17 protein-coding genes are annotated in these 20,624 nt (G+C 52.7%); 10 read left to right on the top strand and 7 right to left on the bottom strand.

Annotation, left to right across the window (positions count from 1 at the left end; translation table 11 throughout):
* Positions 1 to 26: 26 nt before the first annotated feature.
* Positions 27 to 1,115: a DUF3083 family protein gene (locus AJE_RS12090; RefSeq protein WP_039928698.1), complete on the bottom strand. Its 1,089-nt coding sequence runs from the start codon at positions 1,113 to 1,115 to the stop codon at positions 27 to 29.
* A gap of 215 nt (positions 1,116 to 1,330) precedes the next feature.
* Between AJE_RS12090 and AJE_RS12095 the strand changes: the two genes are divergently transcribed.
* Entirely contained in the window at positions 1,331 to 1,975 is a 645-nt protein-coding gene (locus AJE_RS12095; protein ID WP_008609125.1) for a MarC family protein, read from the top strand.
* 48 nt (positions 1,976 to 2,023) lie between these two features.
* On the opposite strand, the gene AJE_RS12100 is transcribed toward AJE_RS12095, so the two are convergent.
* From AJE_RS12100 to pepA, 4 genes are all read right to left on the bottom strand, one after another.
* Positions 2,024 to 3,493 (bottom strand): Na+/H+ antiporter NhaC family protein, encoded by a 1,470-nt coding sequence (locus tag AJE_RS12100; protein ID WP_008951096.1) that lies wholly within the window; start codon positions 3,491 to 3,493, stop codon positions 2,024 to 2,026.
* A gap of 294 nt (positions 3,494 to 3,787) precedes the next feature.
* Positions 3,788 to 6,646, bottom strand: a complete 2,859-nt coding sequence (locus tag AJE_RS12105) for a valine--tRNA ligase (protein WP_008951097.1) — start codon at positions 6,644 to 6,646, stop codon at positions 3,788 to 3,790.
* A gap of 19 nt (positions 6,647 to 6,665) precedes the next feature.
* Positions 6,666 to 7,130, bottom strand: coding sequence for a DNA polymerase III subunit chi (locus AJE_RS12110; protein ID WP_008951098.1), 465 nt, complete (start codon positions 7,128 to 7,130; stop codon positions 6,666 to 6,668).
* Positions 7,130 to 8,638 (bottom strand): leucyl aminopeptidase, encoded by a 1,509-nt coding sequence (gene pepA, locus AJE_RS12115; protein ID WP_008609119.1) that lies wholly within the window; start codon positions 8,636 to 8,638, stop codon positions 7,130 to 7,132. The genes AJE_RS12110 and pepA overlap by 1 nt, the downstream gene beginning before the upstream one ends.
* A gap of 214 nt (positions 8,639 to 8,852) precedes the next feature.
* On the opposite strand from pepA, the gene lptF reads away from it, so the two are divergent.
* Together lptF and lptG are read left to right on the top strand one after the other, a co-directional pair.
* Positions 8,853 to 9,956 (top strand): LPS export ABC transporter permease LptF, encoded by a 1,104-nt coding sequence (gene lptF / locus AJE_RS12120; protein WP_008951099.1) that lies wholly within the window; start codon positions 8,853 to 8,855, stop codon positions 9,954 to 9,956.
* A 1-nt stretch (position 9,957) separates the two neighbouring features.
* Positions 9,958 to 11,025, top strand: coding sequence for an LPS export ABC transporter permease LptG (lptG, locus tag AJE_RS12125; protein ID WP_008951100.1), 1,068 nt, complete (start codon positions 9,958 to 9,960; stop codon positions 11,023 to 11,025).
* Positions 11,026 to 11,053: 28 nt separating this feature from the next.
* Here lptG and AJE_RS12130 read toward each other — a convergent pair whose 3' ends face one another.
* Positions 11,054 to 11,557, bottom strand: a complete 504-nt coding sequence (locus tag AJE_RS12130) for an RDD family protein (RefSeq protein WP_008951101.1) — start codon at positions 11,555 to 11,557, stop codon at positions 11,054 to 11,056.
* Positions 11,558 to 11,794: 237 nt separating this feature from the next.
* Here AJE_RS12130 and AJE_RS12135 point away from each other — a divergent pair, with 237 nt between their 5' ends.
* Genes AJE_RS12135 through AJE_RS12160 form a run of 6 tightly spaced genes read left to right on the top strand, consistent with a single transcriptional unit; the run spans position 11,795 to position 18,942 of the window.
* Positions 11,795 to 13,069, top strand: coding sequence for an efflux RND transporter periplasmic adaptor subunit (locus AJE_RS12135; RefSeq protein WP_008951102.1), 1,275 nt, complete (start codon positions 11,795 to 11,797; stop codon positions 13,067 to 13,069).
* Between the two features lie 14 nt (positions 13,070 to 13,083).
* A complete protein-coding gene (locus AJE_RS12140) occupies positions 13,084 to 13,779 on the top strand; it encodes an ABC transporter ATP-binding protein (protein ID WP_008951103.1) in 696 nt (231 codons plus the stop codon).
* 9 nt (positions 13,780 to 13,788) lie between these two features.
* Positions 13,789 to 15,096, top strand: a complete 1,308-nt coding sequence (locus tag AJE_RS12145) for an ABC transporter permease (RefSeq protein ID WP_008951104.1) — start codon at positions 13,789 to 13,791, stop codon at positions 15,094 to 15,096.
* 10 nt (positions 15,097 to 15,106) lie between these two features.
* A complete protein-coding gene (locus tag AJE_RS12150) occupies positions 15,107 to 16,288 on the top strand; it encodes an FtsX-like permease family protein (RefSeq protein WP_008951105.1) in 1,182 nt (393 codons plus the stop codon).
* 3 nt (positions 16,289 to 16,291) lie between these two features.
* Entirely contained in the window at positions 16,292 to 17,614 is a 1,323-nt protein-coding gene (locus AJE_RS12155; RefSeq protein WP_008951106.1) for a sigma-54-dependent transcriptional regulator, read from the top strand.
* On the top strand, positions 17,611 to 18,942 hold the full coding sequence (locus tag AJE_RS12160) for a sensor histidine kinase (RefSeq protein ID WP_008951107.1): 1,332 nt from the start codon (positions 17,611 to 17,613) through the stop codon (positions 18,940 to 18,942). Before AJE_RS12155 ends, AJE_RS12160 begins: the two co-directional genes overlap by 4 nt.
* On the opposite strand, the gene AJE_RS12165 is transcribed toward AJE_RS12160, so the two are convergent.
* A complete protein-coding gene (locus tag AJE_RS12165; protein ID WP_008951108.1) occupies positions 18,939 to 19,844 on the bottom strand; it encodes a LysR family transcriptional regulator in 906 nt (301 codons plus the stop codon). The genes AJE_RS12160 and AJE_RS12165 overlap by 4 nt on opposite strands.
* Before the next feature lie 142 nt (positions 19,845 to 19,986).
* Here AJE_RS12165 and ycaC point away from each other — a divergent pair, with 142 nt between their 5' ends.
* Positions 19,987 to 20,613 (top strand): isochorismate family cysteine hydrolase YcaC, encoded by a 627-nt coding sequence (gene ycaC, locus AJE_RS12170; protein WP_008951109.1) that lies wholly within the window; start codon positions 19,987 to 19,989, stop codon positions 20,611 to 20,613.
* Positions 20,614 to 20,624: the final 11 nt, after the last annotated feature.

Consider the following 20,624-nt stretch of genomic DNA (forward strand, 5'->3'; position numbering starts at 1 on the left):
AAGGACATAGCCGGCGCGGCTTAAGTTTATTGGTGGTAACTGATATGCTGATGGAAACGCACCGTTAAATCATCGCGCTCAGGTTGCAGATTTACCGCTTTAGCAAAACGACGCAGTGCGCTTTCTACTTCATTCATAAAGCGGCCATAACCCATATCGGTTTGGTCGTCTGGCGTGGCGAAAATGATCAGCTGCATCATTTCTACCAGCTTATCACCCTGCAGATCGCTGACCAGCTGGCCTTGCTTGGCGCTGGGGTCAAAACCAATCATCTGTAACTCTGTGCCCTGGCTGCTTTTATCAAACTGGCTGTTGCGGACCAGCGGTAATAAACCATTGGCCAGCACGGCCAGATGTTGCAGTTTTTCTTGCTGACAGGCCGAGACAAAGTGATCGGCGATATGCTGATACAGCGGCAGATAGGGGCTGCTGCTGTGCAGATCCAGCTTTACCTGCTCTTTTAGCCGCCGGCTGAGCGGTAAATTGACAATCACATAAGTCAGGGCGCTATGGGCCGGCAGTTCCGCTTGCCGGGCTTTATAGCGGGCATCGATAGAGCGCAGTTTATAGCCGTAGCTTTCTTTACTGCCTTTGGCTTTGGCGAATAAATCATAGGTCAGATGCTGGTGATCACGGACTTTGATTTTCAGCTCTGCCAATGCCAGGCGGTTACGCAGCTCAGTCAGTAATGTCGTCACCTGCTGGTGAAAGGCTGCGGCATTAGAGCGCAGTGGCTGCTCGGTTGCCAGAAACAACAGGCTAATTTTCCGTGCCCGCACTTTGGCATCATAGAAGCTATGCTGGGCTTCATGGTAGCTGGGGTTATAGAAAAACAGAATTTGCTCGGCGGTTTGCAGCACATAGGCTTCCTGGTGGAAGCGCACTACCGGGGTTTTACCGTTTGCAATCAGGTGCACATTGCGCAGGCCAAACTGATCGGCCAGTTCAAACAGCTTTTGACTTAGCGCCTGATACAGCGCCAGGTAGGGGGTGTCTGTGCTGCTTGCCGGGTAGCGGGCTACTAACTCATCGGACAAAACAAACTCAGCCAGCAGGTATTGATTATCGCGGGCCGACGCGGGCAAATAAACCTTGTGTTGCGAACTGACGGGCATAACCGTACTCCTGTACAGATTAAAATTGCGCCAATTGTAGCAAAAAGGCTGGCAAATGTGCCAGCTGGTTAACATTATTTAAATCCTTGAGTGTTATCAGGTTTTTTTGCCGAGGCTGTGATAGCTCTTATATGCATAGCAGGATGTTTTTTAAAAAATTCTGCTAGAATAAGCAGTTATTACCTTTTAACCGCTGCCTGAACTCTGGATAGATGATGTCTGTAACCTTATTAATTGATTATTGGCTAATTGCCATTACTGCACTCTTTGTTGTTGTTAACCCGCTGACAACGGCTTTTATTTTTGTCTCCTTGTTGCCAAATGCCAACGCCATTCAGCGTAGACGGGCCGCCAAACGTTCCACCCTGGTCTCGGCCGGGATCTTTTTGTTATTCGGTTTGCTGGGCAGTTTTATTTTTAAGGTGTTTGGCATTACGCTGGAAGCCTTTCGCATCGCCGGCGGCCTGATCCTGTTTGGTATTGCGATGAGCATGATGCAAAAAGGTCTGGATGATGGCGAAGAAGCAACAGGTAAAGAGCCGCATCCGGACGGCAAGCTGGCGAAAGATGTGTCGATTATTCCTTTGGCGATCCCCTTTATTGCTGGCCCCGGCGCCATTGCCACCGTGATGATCCTAACCAGTGAAGCACAGAGTTTGTGGCACTTTATTACGGTGTTCCTGGCTATCGGTATTACGACCTTTTCCTGTTATCTGGCAATGATTTATTCGCATGTACTGGTGCGTTATATCGGCGAGACCGGTAAAGAAATTATTACCCGGCTATTCGGCTTGATCCTGTCGGTTATTGCCGTGCAGTTTGTGATTAACGGCGTGCTGGATATTTATCGTAGTCTGTAAAAAAAACAGGGCGCCGTTGCGCCCTGTGTTGCTTGCTTAGTAACCGGCTCAGGCCAGAATAATAAAGCCAAAGAATGCCAGCACCGCAGCGATAAAGGCATAGGGGAACTGGGTTAGGGCGTGGCTCATCAGGTTACAGCCCGAACCCTGCGCCGCTAATACGGTTGAGTCACTGTAGAAGCAGGCCTGACTACCAAAGGAACTGGCTGATAGCAGGGCACCAATCACCAGTGGGATATTGGCATCTACTGCAATAGCCAGCGGCATCACAATCGGGATCGACACCGCAAAAATGCCCCAACTGGAGCCTGTAACGAAGGCTAACACAGCCATCGCCACAAAGACCAACGCCGGTAACATCTGGGCGTTCATATAGGGCGCCAGGTTCTCAATCACGTATAGCGGTAACCCTAACTGATCACAAACATCCTTAAAGGTAAAGGCCGCGATCACGGTACAGATCGCCGGTAACATGGTTTTAAAACCGTGCATCATCAGCTCCATCATCTCGGTAAAGGGCATCAGACGCTGCGCCATATACATTGGGATGGTCAGAATAAAGGTCAGGATTAACGCAGGCCAGATTTCCGCTTCAAACCAGATGGTAAAGCCAATCAGCATCAGCATCGGTAACAGGAAGTTATACAGCTTGCCGCCTTTTTTGTCTGACGCATCAAACTCTTCTTCAAAGGCTTCTACTGCAAAGTCGTCGCTGGTATGGGTATGTGAAGCGGCGGTTTCAGCCGGCGCATCAATATTGCCACTGGATTGCTGGGCGGCTAGTTCGGCTTTTTTCATTGGGCCAATCAGCGGCACTATGCCTAAGATAACCAGCGGCACCATAATCAGCGCCAACCAGGCATACACCATATAAGGAATGGCTGAGATATAGGTTTTAATGCCATTGGGGTCGGTTTCCGGCGCGATACCGTTAGCCACCAGCAGACCGCCAAAGAAAATGGCCCAGGTTGAAATCGGCACCAGCACACACATTGGTGCGGCGGTTGAGTCAACCACATAGGCCAGCATTTCCCGCGATACCTTGTATTTGTCGGTGATCCGCTTCATGGTTTCGCCGACGGTTAAGGCATTCAGGTAATCATCGATAAAGATAATCAGACCCAGAAAGTAGGTCATAAACAGCGACGGTTTGCGGCCACTGGCATACTGCTGCGCCATCCGGCCAAAGGCAAAGGCGCCACCGGTATGCACCAGCAGCGCAATTAAGGCGCCAAAGCCACCACAGACCAGAATTAACCAGCCGATGGTTTCGTCCTGCATCACGCGCACTGAGGTTTCGCCCAGATTAAATAGGGCTTCAATCGGTGAGCCCGCCAGCAAAATTAAGCCGGCGGCGGCACCTAACACCAGCGCCAGAATAGGCCGCTTTAACCAAACGGCAAACGCCAGCACGACTAAGGCGGGGATCAGACTAATGGCTGAAGGTTCAACGGCGGCCGCTTCGGCCGCCGCAGCAATAGGTTCGGCCAGACTCTCTAAAGATGCATCTGCTGACATGGTTTTTTATTCTCATACTAAAAGCCGGGATAGCCGGCAAAGTTAACTGAACCGTTGCAGCAGATTTACAACTCAACGGAGCGGACTACGGTGTTGCATCTTCGACTAGACCACGCGGAAACGTGCATAAGTATGCAACACGGGTTCGCCTGTTCTTTCGGCAGACAAACCCGTGCATCATAGCAAAAAATTTCTGCAGCACAATTGAAATTTAAACAGAAAAAAGCCCAAACCGGTCACGCCAGTTCGGGCTTGTAAGGGGCCGTTTCGCGCTATCATAATTAGCGCTGCTGATCAAAGGGCGGCGATTTCGGCCTGCTGCGCTTGCAGTTTGTTTACCGCCTGCTCCAGTTCAGCGAGTTTAGCGCGCTCCTTCTCCAGCACCGCTTCCGGTGCTTTGGCAACAAAGCCTTCGTTATTCAGCTTACCGGCAACCCGGGATAACTCTTGCTGGGTTTTTTCCAGTTGCTTGGCAATACGGCCCAGTTCTGCTGCTTTATCAATTAAACCGGCCATTGGGATCAGCAAGTCCATGCTGCCAATCAGCTGCGCGGCGCTGGCTGGTGCTTTAGCATCAGCCGCCAATACCTCCAGGCTGTCCAGTTTCGCCATTACCAGCAGGAAATTACGGTTTTGCTCCAGTCGGCGCTGCTCTTCTGCATTCAGATTACGCAGCAATACCGTTAATGGCTTAGATGGCGCAATATTCATTTCGCCACGCACGTTACGGATAGCGGTTATCACGGCTTTTAACCATTCCAGATCGGCCTGCGCCGTTTCATCCACCAGCTCGGCCTGATAAACCGGATAGGCGGCCAGCATAATGCTGTCACTGTTAATACCGGCCAGTGGCTTAACGGCTTGCCAGATACTTTCCGTGATATAAGGCATAATCGGATGCATCAGGCGTAACAGGCTTTCCAGCACGGTGATCAGCGTATGGCGGGTGCCGCGCTGTTCTGCTTCAGAGCCTTTGAACAACACCGGCTTGGTCAGCTCCAGATACCAGTCACAGAACTGGTTCCAGGTAAACTCATACAGTGCAGTGGCGGCCAGATCAAAGCGATAGCTGTCGAAGTAATGCCGCACTTGTTTTACCGTTTGCTGGTATTGTGCCAGGATCCATTTATCGGCCAGTGACAGCACCTTATCGTTGCTGTTAAAGCCGCAGTCCTGACCTTCGGTATTCATCAGCACATAGCGGCTGGCATTCCACAGTTTATTGCAGAAGTTACGGTAGCCTTCTAAGCGCTTCATATCCCAGTTGATATCCCGACCGGTAGACGCCAGTGCAGCCAGCGTAAAACGCACCGCATCGGTGCCGCTGGCCGGAATACCCTCCGGGAACTGCTTGCTGGTGCGGTCGGCAATTTTCTTTGCCAGCTGCGGTTGCATCATATTGGCAGTGCGTTTTTCCAGCAGTGCGTCCAGCGTAATGCCGTCAATCATATCCAGTGGGTCAATCACATTACCCTTGGATTTTGACATCTTATCGCCGTTTTCATCCCGGATCAGACCGGTGACATAAACTGTCTTAAAGGGCACTTGCGGCTTACCATCGGCATCTTTAATAAAGTGCATGGTCATCATGATCATCCGGGCAACCCAGAAGAAAATAATGTCAAAGCCGGTCACTAACACATCGGTAGGATGGAAGTTCTTTAAGTCTTCGGTTTGCTCTGGCCAACCCAGCGTCGAGAAGGTCCACAGCGCAGAACTAAACCAGGTGTCCAGCACGTCGTTGTCCTGACTCAGGCTGACGCTAGCTGCCAGCTGATATTTACTGCGCACCTCAGCTTCGCTACGACCAACATAAACCTTGCCGTCGGCATCATACCAGGCTGGAATACGGTGGCCCCACCACAGCTGACGCGAGATACACCAATCCTGAATATCACGCATCCAGCTGTAGTACATATTCTCATATTGCTTCGGCACAAACTGAATATCGCCGTTTTCTACCGCTTCGGTCGCCGTTTTCGCCAGTGGCGCAACCCGCACATACCACTGATCAGTCAGCATCGGCTCAATGACCACGCCGCTGCGATCACCATAGGGCAGGGTGTTGTTGACCTCTTCAATTTTTTCCAGCAAGCCGGCGGCATCAAAGGCGGCAACGATGGCTTTGCGGGCTGCGTAGCGGTCCAGGCCCTGATATTCAGCCGGGATCGCAATCTGCAGTTCGGTATTTGGCTGGCCGTTAATATAGTAGCAGTCTGCGCTCTGACGGATAGTGGCATCCGGGGTCATCACATTAATCAGCGGCAACTGATGACGTTTACCAACTTCGTAGTCATTAAAGTCATGCGCCGGCGTGATCTTGACGCAGCCACTGCCTTTGCTCATGTCGGCATGCTCGTCAGCGATAATCGGGATGCGGCGGTTGGCCAGCGGCAACAGTATGGCTTTGCCAATCAGATCTTTATAGCGCTCATCTTCCGGGTTTACCGCAACGGCGCTGTCACCGAGCATGGTTTCCGGGCGGGTGGTCGCCACCACCAGGTAGTCTTTACCATCAGCAGTTTTTACGCCATCGGCCAGCGGATAACGCAGGTGCCAGAACTGGCCCTTTTGCTCTTTATTCTCGACTTCCAGATCCGAAATCGCGGTATGCAGTTTCGGATCCCAGTTTACCAGGCGTTTGCCGCGGTAAATCAAATCATCTTCATACAGCCTTACAAAGACTTCCTGCACGGCATTCGACAGGCCGGCATCCATGGTAAAGCGTTCACGGTCCCAATCGACCGAGTTACCCAGGCGGCGCATTTGTGAGGTAATGGTACCGCCGGATTCAGCCTTCCATTGCCATACCTTTTCAATAAACTTGTCGCGGCCAAGCTCGGCGCGGCCGGGCAGACCTTCCTGCGCCAGTTTACGCTCTACTACCATCTGGGTGGCGATACCGGCATGGTCAGTACCAACTTGCCACAGCGCATTTTTACCCTGCATCCGCTGATAGCGGGTGAGCGCATCCATAATGGTTTGCTGGAACGCATGCCCCATATGCAGGCTACCGGTAACATTTGGCGGCGGGATCATAATGCAGTAGTTATTACCCGGCCGGTTATCGCCGTTCGGTTTAAAATAGCCCTTGCTTTCCCAGGCCTGATACATCGCCTGTTCTATTTCACTGGGGTTAAAGGTTTTTTCCATCTGAGTGATACCTGTAAATTCAGTCGGCAGTAATCGTTTCCGGCAGAATGCCCGCCTGTCGATACTGCTTGTAGCGTTCCCGCGCCTGCGCTTTTAGCGTTGGCTCGGCGGGCACAAATTCAATGATCTGGTTAAAGCGCCGGGCAAAATCCGGCACCTGGTCGGCCAGGTTAATTAACACCTGGCGGCTGGTTTTTGGCGCCTGCCAGCCAATTTCTACCGGCGCGCCGCGTTGTGGACCTTCGCCGGCCAGGTTATGTGGCACAAAGCTGTCGGGTTCAAATTGCCATAACAGTTCGTCCAGCAGCTCGGCACTTTGCTGGTCGGCAGTATATACGAAAACCCGTTGTTTGGCGCGGTACAGCTGGGCACAAAGCTGGCAGGCTAAAGCAAAATGAGCTGGCGCAGGCGTCAGCTCATTAGCTTGGGAACCAGTACTGGCTGCAGCACTTTGCTCAGCCAGCACATAGAAGGTAACCTGCATCAGTGATCCTGCTGCTGACCAGTACGATTGATCAGGAACTGGGTCAGCAATGCGACCGGCCGGCCGGTTGAACCTTTGTCTTTACCGCCACTGCGCCAGGCGGTACCGGCGATATCCAGGTGCGCCCAATGATATTTGCGGGTAAAGCGTGACAGAAAGCAAGCGGCAGTAATGGTACCGGCAGCACGGCCACCCAGGTTGCTAAAGTCAGCAAACGGGCTCTCCAGCTGGTCCTGATACTCATCCCACAGCGGCAGGCGCCAGGCGCGATCGCCACTTTGCTCTGAGGCATTCAACAGCTCATGCGCCAATGGGTTATGGTTACTCAACAGGCCAGAGGCATGTTTACCCAGTGCAATCACGCAGGCACCAGTTAATGTCGCCACATCAATCACCAGCTCAGGGTCAAAGCGTTCGACATAGGTCAGTGCATCGCAAAGCACCAGCCGGCCTTCGGCATCGGTATTCAGCACTTCAACGGTTTGGCCTGACATGGTGGTCAGGATATCACCTGGCCGGTAAGCGTTGGCATCCGGCATATTTTCTGCTGCGGCCAGCACTGCGACGATATTTACCGGTAACTGCAGGTTAATCACTGCCTGCATGGTACCCAGCACTGAGGCGGCACCACACATATCAAACTTCATTTCATCCATGCCGTCGCCCGGTTTCAGGCTGATACCACCGGAGTCGAAGGTCAGGCCCTTGCCAACCAGTACCACCGGCGCGCTGTTATCAGCCGCACCCTGATATTTGATCACCGACATTTTCGGTTCATTGACTGAACCGCGACCAACAGCAAGATAGGAGTTCATGCCCAGAGCTGACATTTCGGCTACGCCTAATACTTCAACGCTGACCTTATCCGATAACTTGCTCAGTGCTGACGCCTGCTCGGCCAGATAGGCCGGGGTACAGATATTCGGCGGCATATTCCCGACATCTTTACACTGTTTAATACCGGCAGCGATAGCTAAACCATGTTCCACCGCGCGCTCGCCAATGGTCAGATCGCGGCGGGTTGGTACATTAAATACAATTTTACGCAGCGGGCGGCGGGTTTCGTCCTTTTTGCTTTTCAGCTTGTCAAAGACGTAGAGGCAATCCTGTGTGGTTTCCACCGCATGACGTACTTTCCAGTAGGTATCGCGGCCTTTAACATGCAGCTCGGATAAAAAGCATACCGCTTCCATCGAGCCGGTTTCGTTCAGGGTGCTAATGGTTTTGGCGATGATCTGACGGTACTGGCGCTCATCTAATTCGCGCTCTTTGCCACAACCAACCAATAATACACGCTCACTTAATACATTGGGCACATGGTGCAGTAACAGCATCTGGCCTGGCTTGCCTTCCAGATCGCCGCGGCGTAATAAGTTACTGATATAGCCTTCACTGATTTTATCCAGTTGCTCGGCTACGGCGGACAGGCGGCGTGGCTCATACACACCGACCACAATGCAGGCACTGCGTTGTTTTTCCGGACTTCCGCTTTTGACGCTGAACTCCATGTTTACTCCTGATTCTAAGAGACTGTGCTACTATGGGCGCTGATCGCATACAGCAGACGCGGCAGCCACAAGGTATGGTGCTGAAATTTTACCGGGTTTTACTGAAAAAGCTCGGTTTTAATGCCGCTTTGCCCGATAATAAAGTGTATAAATACCAAGTTTACTGAAAAATCACCAGCTTTCCAGAGAAAAGACAGGTTTTTAGGGGGCATTTTTGATTATTTTTCGTTATCTGATTGGTGAAGTCTTTCGCGCTCAGTTAGCTGTCTTTGTTATTCTGACCACCATTATTATCAGTCAACGTTTTGTAAAAATCCTGGCTGACGCCTCTGAAGGCGAGATCCCCGGCCAACTGGTACTGAGTATAGTGGCGTTAAAGTTACCGCAGCTGGCGGTGATTATTCTGCCGCTCAGCGCCTTCCTTGGTATCCTGGTGGCGTACGGTCGTATCTATGCCGACAGTGAGATGACAGTACTTCATGCTACCGGCGTCAGTGAATGGTATGTCACCCGTTTAACCCTATTGTTATCGGTACTGATGGCGCTGCTGGCCGCCAGCGTTACCCTGTATTTCAGCCCCTGGGCAACCGAACGCGAATATCAGCTGCTGGAACGCGCCGAATCGGACGCCGGTTTATTTTCGCTGGTACCAGGCCGGTTCCAGCATACTTCGAATGAAAAAGCAGTGATTTTTGTGCAGGAAGTCAGCCGCTCCGGTAACCAGTTAGCCAAGGTGTTTGTCGCCCAGTCCGTCGAAAAAGACGGCGGCAGCCAACAGGCTATTGTTTATGCCTCAGGCGGTGCCGTATATGAAGATCCGGAAACCGGAGCGCAGCTAATGACGCTGGAGCAGGGGCGCCGTTATGCTGGTGACGGCCAATCGCCGGCTTATGAAGTGATCGAATTTGACCGCTATCAAATCCAGATCCGCGAACAGGAAGTCGAGCAGCGGCGACGCAAACTATCCAGTTTAAGTACGCCGGCGCTGTTAAAAGAAAGCGGTAGTGAGGCGATTGCCGAATGGCATTGGCGGATTGCGATCCCGTTATCAATCCCAATTTTAACGCTGATTGCCGTACCACTGAGTCGGGTGAACCCGCGCCAAGGCAAATTTGGCCGGTTATTACCGGCGCTGCTGCTGTACCTGGGCTACTATGCCTTGCTGATTATCGCCCGCTCGGCGCTGGAAGATGGCAAGATCCCGCCGCAACTGGGCATGTGGTGGTTGCATGCGGCCGGTTTGACGCTGGGGACGGTATTGATCCTGCGTAACCGGGAAGGGGCGCAGAAGATCCGGGCTTGGGTAGCGGGGCGCTAAGATGATCAGAATACTCGACCTTTATATCGGTAAAACCATTCTTACTACCTCGGCGCTAACCTTAAGCGTATTGCTGGCGTTATCGGCGATGTTCCGTTTTATTGACCAGATGCGTTCTATCGGCCGCGGCTATTACGATATGGTGCATGCTGCGCTGTTTACGCTGTACAGCGTGCCGGGCGATGTGGTGATGTTCTTCCCAATGGCGGCGTTAATCGGCGGCCTGATTGGCCTGGGGATCCTGGCCAGCAGCAGCGAGTTGGTGGTGATGCAGGCTGCTGGCTTATCGCGGCTGAATATTATTAACTCGGTGATGAAGTCGGCTGTACTGATGGTACTGGTAATGATGGCGGTAGCAGAGTGGGGGGCACCGGTGACAGACCGCGCTGCGCGCGAGCTCAGAATTAAAGCCATCTCAGACGGTAATGTATTTGCGGCGCGGCAGGGAGTCTGGGCCAAAGACGGCGACAGCTTTGTGAATATTAAAGAAGTCGACGATCTGGGGAATCTGAAAGAGGTGATTATCTATCAGTTTCAACCGGATCTGGCGCTGGCCCGGGTGGTACGGGCCGAAGCGGCGCAGTACCTTGATGATGCCTGGCGCTTGCAGCAGGTTACTGAACTGACCTTTAGTGACGAGCGGATTGAGCAACAGCGACTGCCAACCCAGCGCTGGCGCTCTACGCTGACACCGGACAAGCTCAGTGTGGTGAGTATTAAACCGGAAATGTTATCACTGCGGGGGCTACGCGAATATGTCGATTACCTGCAGCAAAATGGTCAGGAAGCCAGCCGTTACCAATTAGCCTATTGGCGGAAAATTCTGCAGCCGGTTACCCTGGCGGCGATGTTGCTACTGGCATTGTCCTTTATCTTTGGCCCGCTGCGCAGCGTAACCATGGCGGCTCGTGTGCTGTTGGGGATTTTGACCGGCTTTGGCTTTTATATGAGTAACGAAGTATTCGGACCACTGGCGCTGGTGTATCAATTACCCCCGCTGGCGGGAGCGGCCTTACCCAGCTTACTCTTTATCGGCATTTCGCTGTATTTTATGCGGCGGAAAATCTAGGGCGCGTTGATGTTTTAACCAGCCCGCTTTAGCGGGCTGTTTTATGTAAATTTAGTACCTTGCTTTGTTCTTTACTCAGGATAATCATCTGACTGTTGGTCAGTTGATCCTGCAGCGCCAGCCCCTTGCCCCAACGTAACCAGAGCCAGAAATTGCCAATGCCGCCAAGCGCCAGCAGTGCTCTGGCCAGCGCCTGCGGCGCCGTCAGCGGTTTACCCGCTTGACTGACCAGCAGTAAACGCCAGGCGCGCATGCCCAGAGTCTGACCGGCTTTGCACCAGAAATAGACATAAAACCCCAGGATCACCGCCACCAGATAAGCGAAGTACAGCCACCTGCGCCAGCTGCTGGTAACATAGGCAGCAATATCCTGCTCAGGCAGTAACTGAATAGCGCCACTCCATACCAGCAGTTGCACCAGCAACATCGCCAGACCAGCGGCCAGCATAATCAGCGCCGTGAGAATTAACACATCATAAATTATTGCGGCCAAACGCCGGGCAAAGCCGGCGCGGGGGGCATCCTGATACATAACTACTCCTGTCACGAATAGCGCTAGTCTAGCATGAGGTCTGGGCAGCGCCCAGTAGCCGGCTTGTGTTCGCCACCTTGTCCGCGTTGTTATTGGCGGACACCCGGACTGTCCGCGGACACTTTTTTCTCCGTGAGAAATATAAAAAACACAATAAAAACAGTGTGATAAATTCTGGCATTAAAGCTGCTATAGCTACTGCAGGTTTTCATTATTATCGTAAAACGGATCTCACAGATGCAGCCAGTAGCCATTCAAAGCACCGCCACCCAGGACCGGGTACTTGCCCCCAAGCCATCACGGCAAAAGTATCTGTTATGGACGCTACCAGCCGTCTCGCTGCTGTTGGTTGTTGCCTGGTTATGGCAGCAGAGCGGCAAGCACGCGAACTTGGTGATCCCGCGGCAGCAGGTGCAAATTGCCACTGTTGAGCGCGGTGATCTGGTGCGGGATATCGCCGCCCAAGGGCGTATCGTTGCCGCCAATGCGCCGACATTATATAGCCAGGAAGCCGGGCAAATCGCCTTCCTGAAACAGCCGGGCGAATCGGTACAAGCCGGTGAGCTGCTGGCGCGCATTACCAGCCCGGCATTATTAAGTGAATATCAGCAGCAGCAGGCAGTACTCAGTGCCTTGCAATCCGATGCCGAACGCGCGGCGTTGCAGGCGCGTGAGCAACAGCTGGATATGGAGCAAATCTTAAATACAGCACAGGTTAATTTGCTGGCGGCGCGGCGTGAGCTGCAGCGGGCGCAGCAGTCGATCGACCTTGGCGTGATCCGTAAGCTGGATTTTGACGTGGCGCAGGACAGATTAACCCAGGCTGAGCTGGAGTTCGCTCATGCTGAGCGCAAGGTCGCCTTGGCCAGGGACAAGCTGGCGTTTGAACAAAAATCACGGCAGCAGGACATTCAGCGCCAGAGTCTGGTGGTGGCCGAGCTGTCGCGCAAACTACAGGCACTGGATATTACCGCGCCGGTCACCGGCCAGTTGGGTAACTGGTTGGTCGAGCAGCAAAGCCATGTGCTGGCTGGCCAGATGCTGCTGACGGTGATTGATTTGTCGCGCTATGAGGCTGAACTGCAGGTGCCGGAAAGTTACGCCCGTGACCTGCTGCCGGGGATGGCGGTGGAGATCACCGCCGGTAATCAGCAGTTACGCGGTCAAATCAGTTATGTCGCACCTGAGGTGCGCAACAATCAGGTCAGTGCCCGGGTACGTTTTGCCGACAACGATGCCCAGAGTTTGCGCCAGAGCCAGCGTCTGACTGCGCGGGTGATTCTGGAAGAGAAGCAAAATGTGCTGAAAATTCCCCGCGGTGACTTTGTTGCCTCCGGTGGTGGCAAGGTCGCCTATCAGCTGGTGCAGGGACAGGCGGTAAAAAAACCGGTTGAGCTGGGCACCTTATCGGTACAGTGGGTAGAGATCCTCAGTGGCGCCAGTGAGGGCGAGCAATGGGTGATTTCTAACCTGAGCGAATTTAAAGATCAGGCACGCGTCAACTTAAATTAAGCAAGGACAATATCATGATAAGCATCAAAAACTTAAATAAAGCCTTTCGTACTGAGCTGATTGAAACCCAGGCGCTGCGCGATATTCATTTAAACGTCAGCGAAGGTGAATTTGTCGCCCTGACCGGCCCGTCCGGCTCAGGTAAATCCACACTATTGAATATTCTGGGCACCCTGGAAAGCTTTGATAGCGGTGAATACCTGCTCGATGGTCAGGCGGTGCAAGGCTTAACGGACCGCGCTTTGTCGGCACTGCGTAATGAAAAAATCGGCTTTATTTTTCAGAGCTTTAATTTAATCAAAGATTTCAGCATCTACGACAATATTGAGCTGCCACTGCGTTATCGTGGCTTTAGCAGTGCCGAGCGTAAACAGCGCGTAGAGCAGGCATTGGAGCGGGTAGGGCTTGCTGGGCGGCGCAGCTATTTACCGGGGCAGTTATCGGGAGGGCAACAGCAGCGCGTCGCAATTGCCCGGGCTCTTGCCGGTTCCCCCCGCATTTTATTGGCGGACGAACCTACCGGTAACCTGGATTCGTTAATGGCACGGCAGGTGATGGAGCTACTGGAGCAGCTTAACCGTGAAGGTTGTACCATTTTAATGGTGACCCATGATCCTGAGCAGGCACGTCGCGCTGGCCGGCATGTGCAAATTGTTGATGGCATGCTCAGCGAAGCCACGGTTTATCAGCCGCTGGCTGTCAATCAGTAAGGGGGTCCAATGCAAAACTTTAGCTACTATTTGCGGCTGTCGCTGCACAATATCAAACGGGCGCCACTGCCTTATGCGTTGACGCTGATGATTTTAAGTATTGGTCTGGGGGTGTTTTTTAGTAATGCCACCCTGTATTACTGGATGAACCGTGATCCCCTGTCGGAGCAAAGCCATATGCTGTTTTTTCCACGTATTAACGCGGTGGAACAAGCGTGCGATAGCTGCCTTACTCCGCTCCGGGTGTTAAGTTATAAAGATGTGCAAAAGCTGAGTAGCTCGGCTATTCCTTCAGCGCAAGCTGGTATGTTTCAAAGTGGAGGCTATGCTCGCGTACCTAATACGCAGAATGGCCCAACGCCAGTAACCATCAGAGTGACGCAGCGAGATTTCTTTACGTTGTTTAATGCGCCTTTTTTGCACGGGCAAACCTGGGCAGATAACGAAGCACGGATGGAGCTTATTCTGCATTACAATGCGGCGCTAAAGTTTTTTGGCCGCACTGATGTGTTAGGCCAACAATTACTGTTGGATGGCGAGCTATACACCATAGTGGGGGTGCTGGAAAACTGGCAAATGTTACCTAAGTTGTATGACGTTAATAATGGCCTAGCTATTACCCCGGTAGAAGAGATCTATTTGCCCTGGGAAACCGCATACAATTTAGGCATTAAATCCAATAGCACCACGCAAAGCCGAGACTCACGCAATTATAACGAAAACTTTGCCGTTAATGGCCGCGAGGGGGAGTTCTACCAGGCGCAGTTTTGGGTAAGGCTGGATACCCCAGCGCAGCAAGCCGCTTATCGGCAGTTTATGGATAACCTCGTAGCCAGTGAGAAAGAAGCCGGCCGCCATCCCCGCCCCAATGGCAATTTGCTGCATAATATGCTGGATATTGCCGAGGCCTTTAATGAGCGCAATCGTCAGTTAGACGCATTTGCAATGGTATCAGTACTGTTTTTATTGGTGTGTTTGTTTAATGCCAGCCATTTGTCGTTAAACCGCTATATGGCCAGCCAGTTTGAATTTAGCTTACGCCGGGCTTTAGGCGCTAGTCGTCTGCAATTACAGGGGCAGTTACTCACAGACGTGTTAGTCAATGGTGTCTTAGCTTTTATATTGGCACTGTTGTTTGCGGTGCTGATGTTATTGCTGATTAATCAATTACTCCCTGCCACCTCTGCGCTGAATAATTGGCAGCCAGGTTTAATACTGCTGATGTTTGGCGTGGCGTTATTAGCAAGTTATCTGGTTACCGTTTACCCTGCCTGGCGTGCTTCTTACAGCCCGCTAAATCAGCAATTAAAAGCTTAGGGAGTCGCTAATGAGTTTTACATTATTAATCAAGTCGTTATTGCGCCGTAAAGTCATTACCGCACTGTTGCTGGTGCAGTTGGCATTAACCCTGGCGTTAATTGCCAATAGCGCGGTTTTAGCGTGGCAAGCCCGGCAATTAGCGAATCAGCCAACAGGGTTAACCTTAAGCAATTTACTAAGGGTGCCAATTAAGCCCACCTTGCCTGAGCTGCGCAGCCAACCGGCACTTGGAGATTTAATGGAGCGACAATTAAGCGCTATCCGCGCTGTGCCAGGCGTGGTATCGGCCAGTTGGATGAATCAAACGCCACTGTTATTCGGTGGCATGAACGGCAATATCTTTGTGATAGATAAACAAGATACCACTAACATTGGTATGGTGCCTTATCAGCTGGGGAGCGTCAGTATGCGCGAGACCTTAGGTTTAACGCTGCTGCAAGGTCGCTGGTTGGAAGAGACCGATGTTGATACTGAGGTTATTGTGCTGAGTGAACAGTTGTCGAAACAATTGTTTCCCGACGGCGAAGTGCTGGGGCAGCAAACCAGTGCTGGCAGGGTAATAGGGGTAGTTAGCGATGTACTTACCCAGCGTTACGCTGATCATCAAAACTACGCCATTTACTTGCCGTGGAATATGCAGAGTGCCGATTATGGTTATCAGTTGTTGGTAAAAATCGAGCCAGGCCAGCTTGATAGGGTACGCGAGCAATTACCCGCAGTATTAAAAGCAGTTGAGTTGGAAGTAGATATTGGTACCTTGCAAAGTTTTGCTGAATTGCACCGGACCTTGTTTCGTAGCGAAACCGGCCTGGCAGCTTTACTGGCAGTGCTTAGTGGCTTAATGCTATTGGTAGCAATGATATCAGCCTATAGCCATGCGCTGTTTCATGGGGTACAGCAGCAAAAAGAAATTGGCATTAAACGGGCACTGGGTGCCAGCCGGCCGCGGATTATGCTGGAGGTATTAACGGAGAGCTGGCTGACTACGCTAACCGGCGCGGCGGCTGGTGTGCTGTTAGCGCTATTACTGCAACAACAGCTATCTAAGGTACTGAGTATGCCAGCGCTGCCGTGGTATCTGTTGCCATTGACGGTGCTGTTGTTACTACTTTGTGTCAGTTTGGCAACATGGTATCCTGCGCGTCTGGCAACCCGGGTCTCTCCGGCTACGGCAACCAAGACCTTATAATAAATGATAAAAATACTGGTACTTGACGATAATCCCGCTATTGGCGGCGCCCTGCAAACGCTGTTTAGCCTGCACGGCTATCAGGTATTGCTGGCGGCAACACCGGCTGAAGCGCTGACGCTATTAGCCAGTGCCAAACCAGACTTACTGCTGCAGGATATGAATTTTGCCGCCGGCGTCAGTGATGGCGAACAGGGACGGGCGTTGTTTTATCAGATCCGCCAGCAGTTTCCGGCGCTACCTATTATTCTGATGACTTCCTGGACCCAGCTCAGTATGGTGGTGGAGCTGATAAAAGCCGGTGCGGTGGACTATATCGCCAAGCCCTGGGATGACCAGCGTCTGTTGCTGACTGTTGCTAATGCCGTCAGGCTGGCGCAACTGCAGCAGCAACAGCAACTGGCGCAGCAACAACAGCAAAGCCTGTTTGCCGGTAAAGATCTCTGTGGTTTGGTGTTTGCCAGCCGCCAGATGCAACAGCTGCTGCAAATGACGCTGCAACTGGCGCCGTCACAAGCGGCGGTACTGATCACCGGCCCGAATGGTGCCGGCAAAGAGGGTATCGCCAGCGTGCTGCATGCCAATTCCAGTCGCAGTAAACAGCCATTTCTGAAGGTCAATATGGGCGCGCTGCCAGCGGAGCTGATGGAAGCTGAGCTGTTCGGAGCCGAAGCCGGTGCCTATAGTGGCCTAACCAAAACCCGGGTCGGGCGTTTTGAAGCGGCCGATGGCGGCACCTTGTTTTTGGATGAAATTGGCAACTTGCCGTTGGCCGGCCAGATTAAACTATTGCGGGTGCTGCAAAGCGGTGAATTTGAGCGGCTTGGCTCCAGCCAGACGCGCCGGGTTGATGTGCGGGTGATCAGTGCGACCAATAGCGATTTGCAACAAGCAATTAGCCGCGGCAGCTTTCGCCAGGATCTGTATTACCGTTTAAATGTGGTTGAGCTCAGATTGCCGCCATTAAAGGCGCGGCCAGACGACATATTGCCACTGGCGCGTCACTTTTTAGCGGGCAACAAGGCACTGGGCGCTGACGCCGAGCAGGCGCTGTTACATTACGATTGGCCAGGCAATGTGCGTGAGCTACAGAATGTCTGTCAACGGGCGGCGCTGTTGGCCAGTGGCGAGCAAATTACTGCCGCTGATCTTGGTATTGCGGCTGAAGTGTCGGGCCGCAAAGCGCTGGATGATATTGATCAGGCCAGCTTGCTGGCGGCACTGGAGCAGGCCGGCGGTATCGTCTCACGCGCTGCCAAACAGCTGGGGTTAAGCCGGCAGGCTTTTTACCGGCGGCTGGAATTTTACCGGATTAAATTACCATGATGCGGCGACAGCACTGGCAGCAGGCTTTGCAACAGCCGGTAGTTCGGTTGAATCTGGCTTTGCTGCTCGGTTTGCTGGGGGTAACTGTGCTGCTGGGCCTGGCTGCACAGTGGCAGTGGTTAAACCCGGCGTTAGCCCAGACCTTGCTAGTTGCGCTGTGGTTACTGTTGCCGTTGTTGATGTTACTGGTGCGCTGGCAATTGCAGCCGCTGAAGCGAGAGCTAACGGCGCTGAATTTACATGCTCAGAATTTGCAGGATGGCAGCTTTAATACCGGTGCCAATCCGCAGCAATTACGCTTATTAAAACCGCTGGCGGCGCAACTGCAGCAAATGAGTGAACAGCTACGGTTACAACGTAATAGCCTGTATCAGCGCGAGCTCTTGCTCGATACGCTGGTGCAGAGCAATCCGGGGCCGCTGATCCTGACCGATGATCGTGAGCGGATATTGTTAGCTAATCCGGCGGCGCGGCAACTGTTACATGGCGGCAAGGACATCAGCGGCCTGGCTTTACCGTCATTACTGGCCTGCTTTCCGGAGCTACTGGCCGCCGTGGCGGCCAGGCACAGTGGTTTGCTGAGATTAAGTGGCCAGCGGGAGAGTGTCTGGCATCTGGCGGTAAGCCAGTTTCAGCTGCATAACCAGCAACACCGGCTGTATTTACTGAAGCCGCTGAGCCGTGAGATCGCCCGTGAGGAGCTGAACGCCTGGAAAAGCTTGCTGCGGGTGATCAGTCATGAACTGAATAATACGCTGGCGCCGCTATCGTCGCTGGCATTTTCCGGTAAGGTTGTGGCAGAGCGGCAGCAACAGTCTGAGTTATCCGATATTTTTAATACCATCAGCGAACGCTGTCAGAGTTTGAATCAGTTTTTGCAGGCCTATATTCAGTTTGCCAAGTTACCGCCACCGACGCTGGCGACCATTAATTTTGTCAAACTGATTAATGAGCTGCAGGATCAGTATGAGTTTGAGTTAATAGGGGAGTTACCGCGGCGGCCCTGGCAGGCCGATCAGGCGCAGCTGAGTCAGTTATTGGTAAATTTGCTAAAAAATGCCCATGAAAGCGGCTCACCACCGGAGCAGATTAGCCTGACGTTGCATGAAACTGCAGGGCGGTTGCTCTTTGAACTGCGGGATCAGGGCGGTGGTATGGCTGAAGCTCAGCTACAACAAGCACTCACGCCCTTTTATACGACCAAAACCGGTGGCTCGGGGATCGGCCTGACGCTATGCCGCGACATTATTCAGGCCCATGGTGGCGACTTGCAATTGCAGAACAGCGCCGGTGGTTTGCTGGTACGCTTTAGTTTGCCGGCTATCTAGTCTTCGTTAATCAGCTGGTACTGTGCCGCCAGATAATCGATCAATGCCCGCACGGCGGGCAACAAACAGCGTCTTGACGGGTATACCAGATGGATCACCTCGCGTTTGGGCTCCCAGTCCGGCAGTAAACGCACCAGTTGTCCGCTTGCCAATTCCGCTAATAGCATTAGCTGCGGTAGCTGGACGATACCCGCCCCGGCCAGAGCTGCCGTTTTCAGCGCCAGCATATCAGTGGTAACGAAGCGCGGTTGAAAATGCAGCAGCAGTTGCTGGCCGTCGCGGTGTTGCAGTTGCCAGCTATGCGGCTCCTCCGGCCGGGCGCGGCTTAGCGCCGGTAAACTTAACAGTGCCTGCGGCGTATCCGGCTCGCCATAGCTTGCCAATAGCGTCGGGGCGGCAACCAGACACTGGCCGCGGTCGGACAGAATTTTCAGGACCAGTGAGCTGTCTTCCAGCGGCAGCGGTCTGACCCGCAGCGCTAAATCAAAGCCTTCGGCAATCACATCGACCCGACGGTTGGTCGCCTCCAGCTGGATCTGGACTTTCGGGTATAGCGTCATAAAGTCAGCCAGCATCCGGCTGATATGAAAATGCAGCAAACCCACCGGGCAGCTTAGCCTAATCACCCCGGCCGGCTCGGCCTTTAGCGCATCTATGGTTTGCTGGGCGGCATCGGCTTCAACCAGCACTGCCTGACAATGTAGATAATAGCGTTTACCGGTCTCGGTCAGCGTCAGCTGCCGGGTAGAGCGCTGTAACAACCGTACCCCCAGCCGCTCTTCGAGCAGGGCCAAACGCCGGCTTAATTTAGATTTCGCTACCCCCAAAGCGCGGCCGGCGGCGGCAAAACCGCCGTGCTCGACCACTTTGGCAAAATAATAAAGATCGTTTAAATCCTGCATTTATCCCTTCCTTCGTTCTCAGAATGGAACGCTGTGTCGCATTCTGATGGACTACTGCTATTCTTAGCTTGCTATAAGCTTACCGGGTAGTACCGGCTGTGCCAAACAGCCTTTTTGTTCGGATGACACAGGAGACCTGACGATGAACAAGCCCTATGTAAGATTAAATAAAGCGGATGCGGCCGTCCTTTTAGTCGACCACCAAACCGGATTACTGTCGCTGGTAAGAGATATTGACCCTGACCGCTTTAAAAACAATGTACTGGCACTCGCCGATCTGGCCAAGTATTTTGCATTACCCACCATTTTAACCACCAGCTTCGAACAGGGACCAAATGGACCCTTGGTGCCAGAGTTAAAAGAAATCTTTCCCAAAGCGCCCTTTATCGCCAGACCCGGCCAGATCAATGCCTGGGATAATGAAGACTTTGTGCAGGCGATTAAAGCCACCGGTAAGAAGCAACTGATTATCGCCGGGGTCGTTACCGAAGTCTGTGTTGCTTTCCCGACCCTGTCTGCCCTGGCTGAAGGCTTTGATGTCTTTGTGGTAACAGATGCTTCCGGGACCTTTAACGAACTGACCCGCGACTCGGCGTGGCGACGGATGGAGGCCGCTGGCGCCCAGTTGATGACCTGGTTTGGTGTCGCCTGTGAACTGCACCGTGACTGGCGCAATGATATTGAGGGCTTGGGACAGTTGTTCTCTAATCATATTCCGGATTACCGCAATTTGATCAACAGCTACATGACCCTGACCGCCAATAAGTAATCGGCAACGGG

Source organism: Alishewanella jeotgali KCTC 22429 (genome assembly GCF_000245735.1).
Classification (GTDB): domain Bacteria; phylum Pseudomonadota; class Gammaproteobacteria; order Enterobacterales; family Alteromonadaceae; genus Alishewanella; species Alishewanella jeotgali.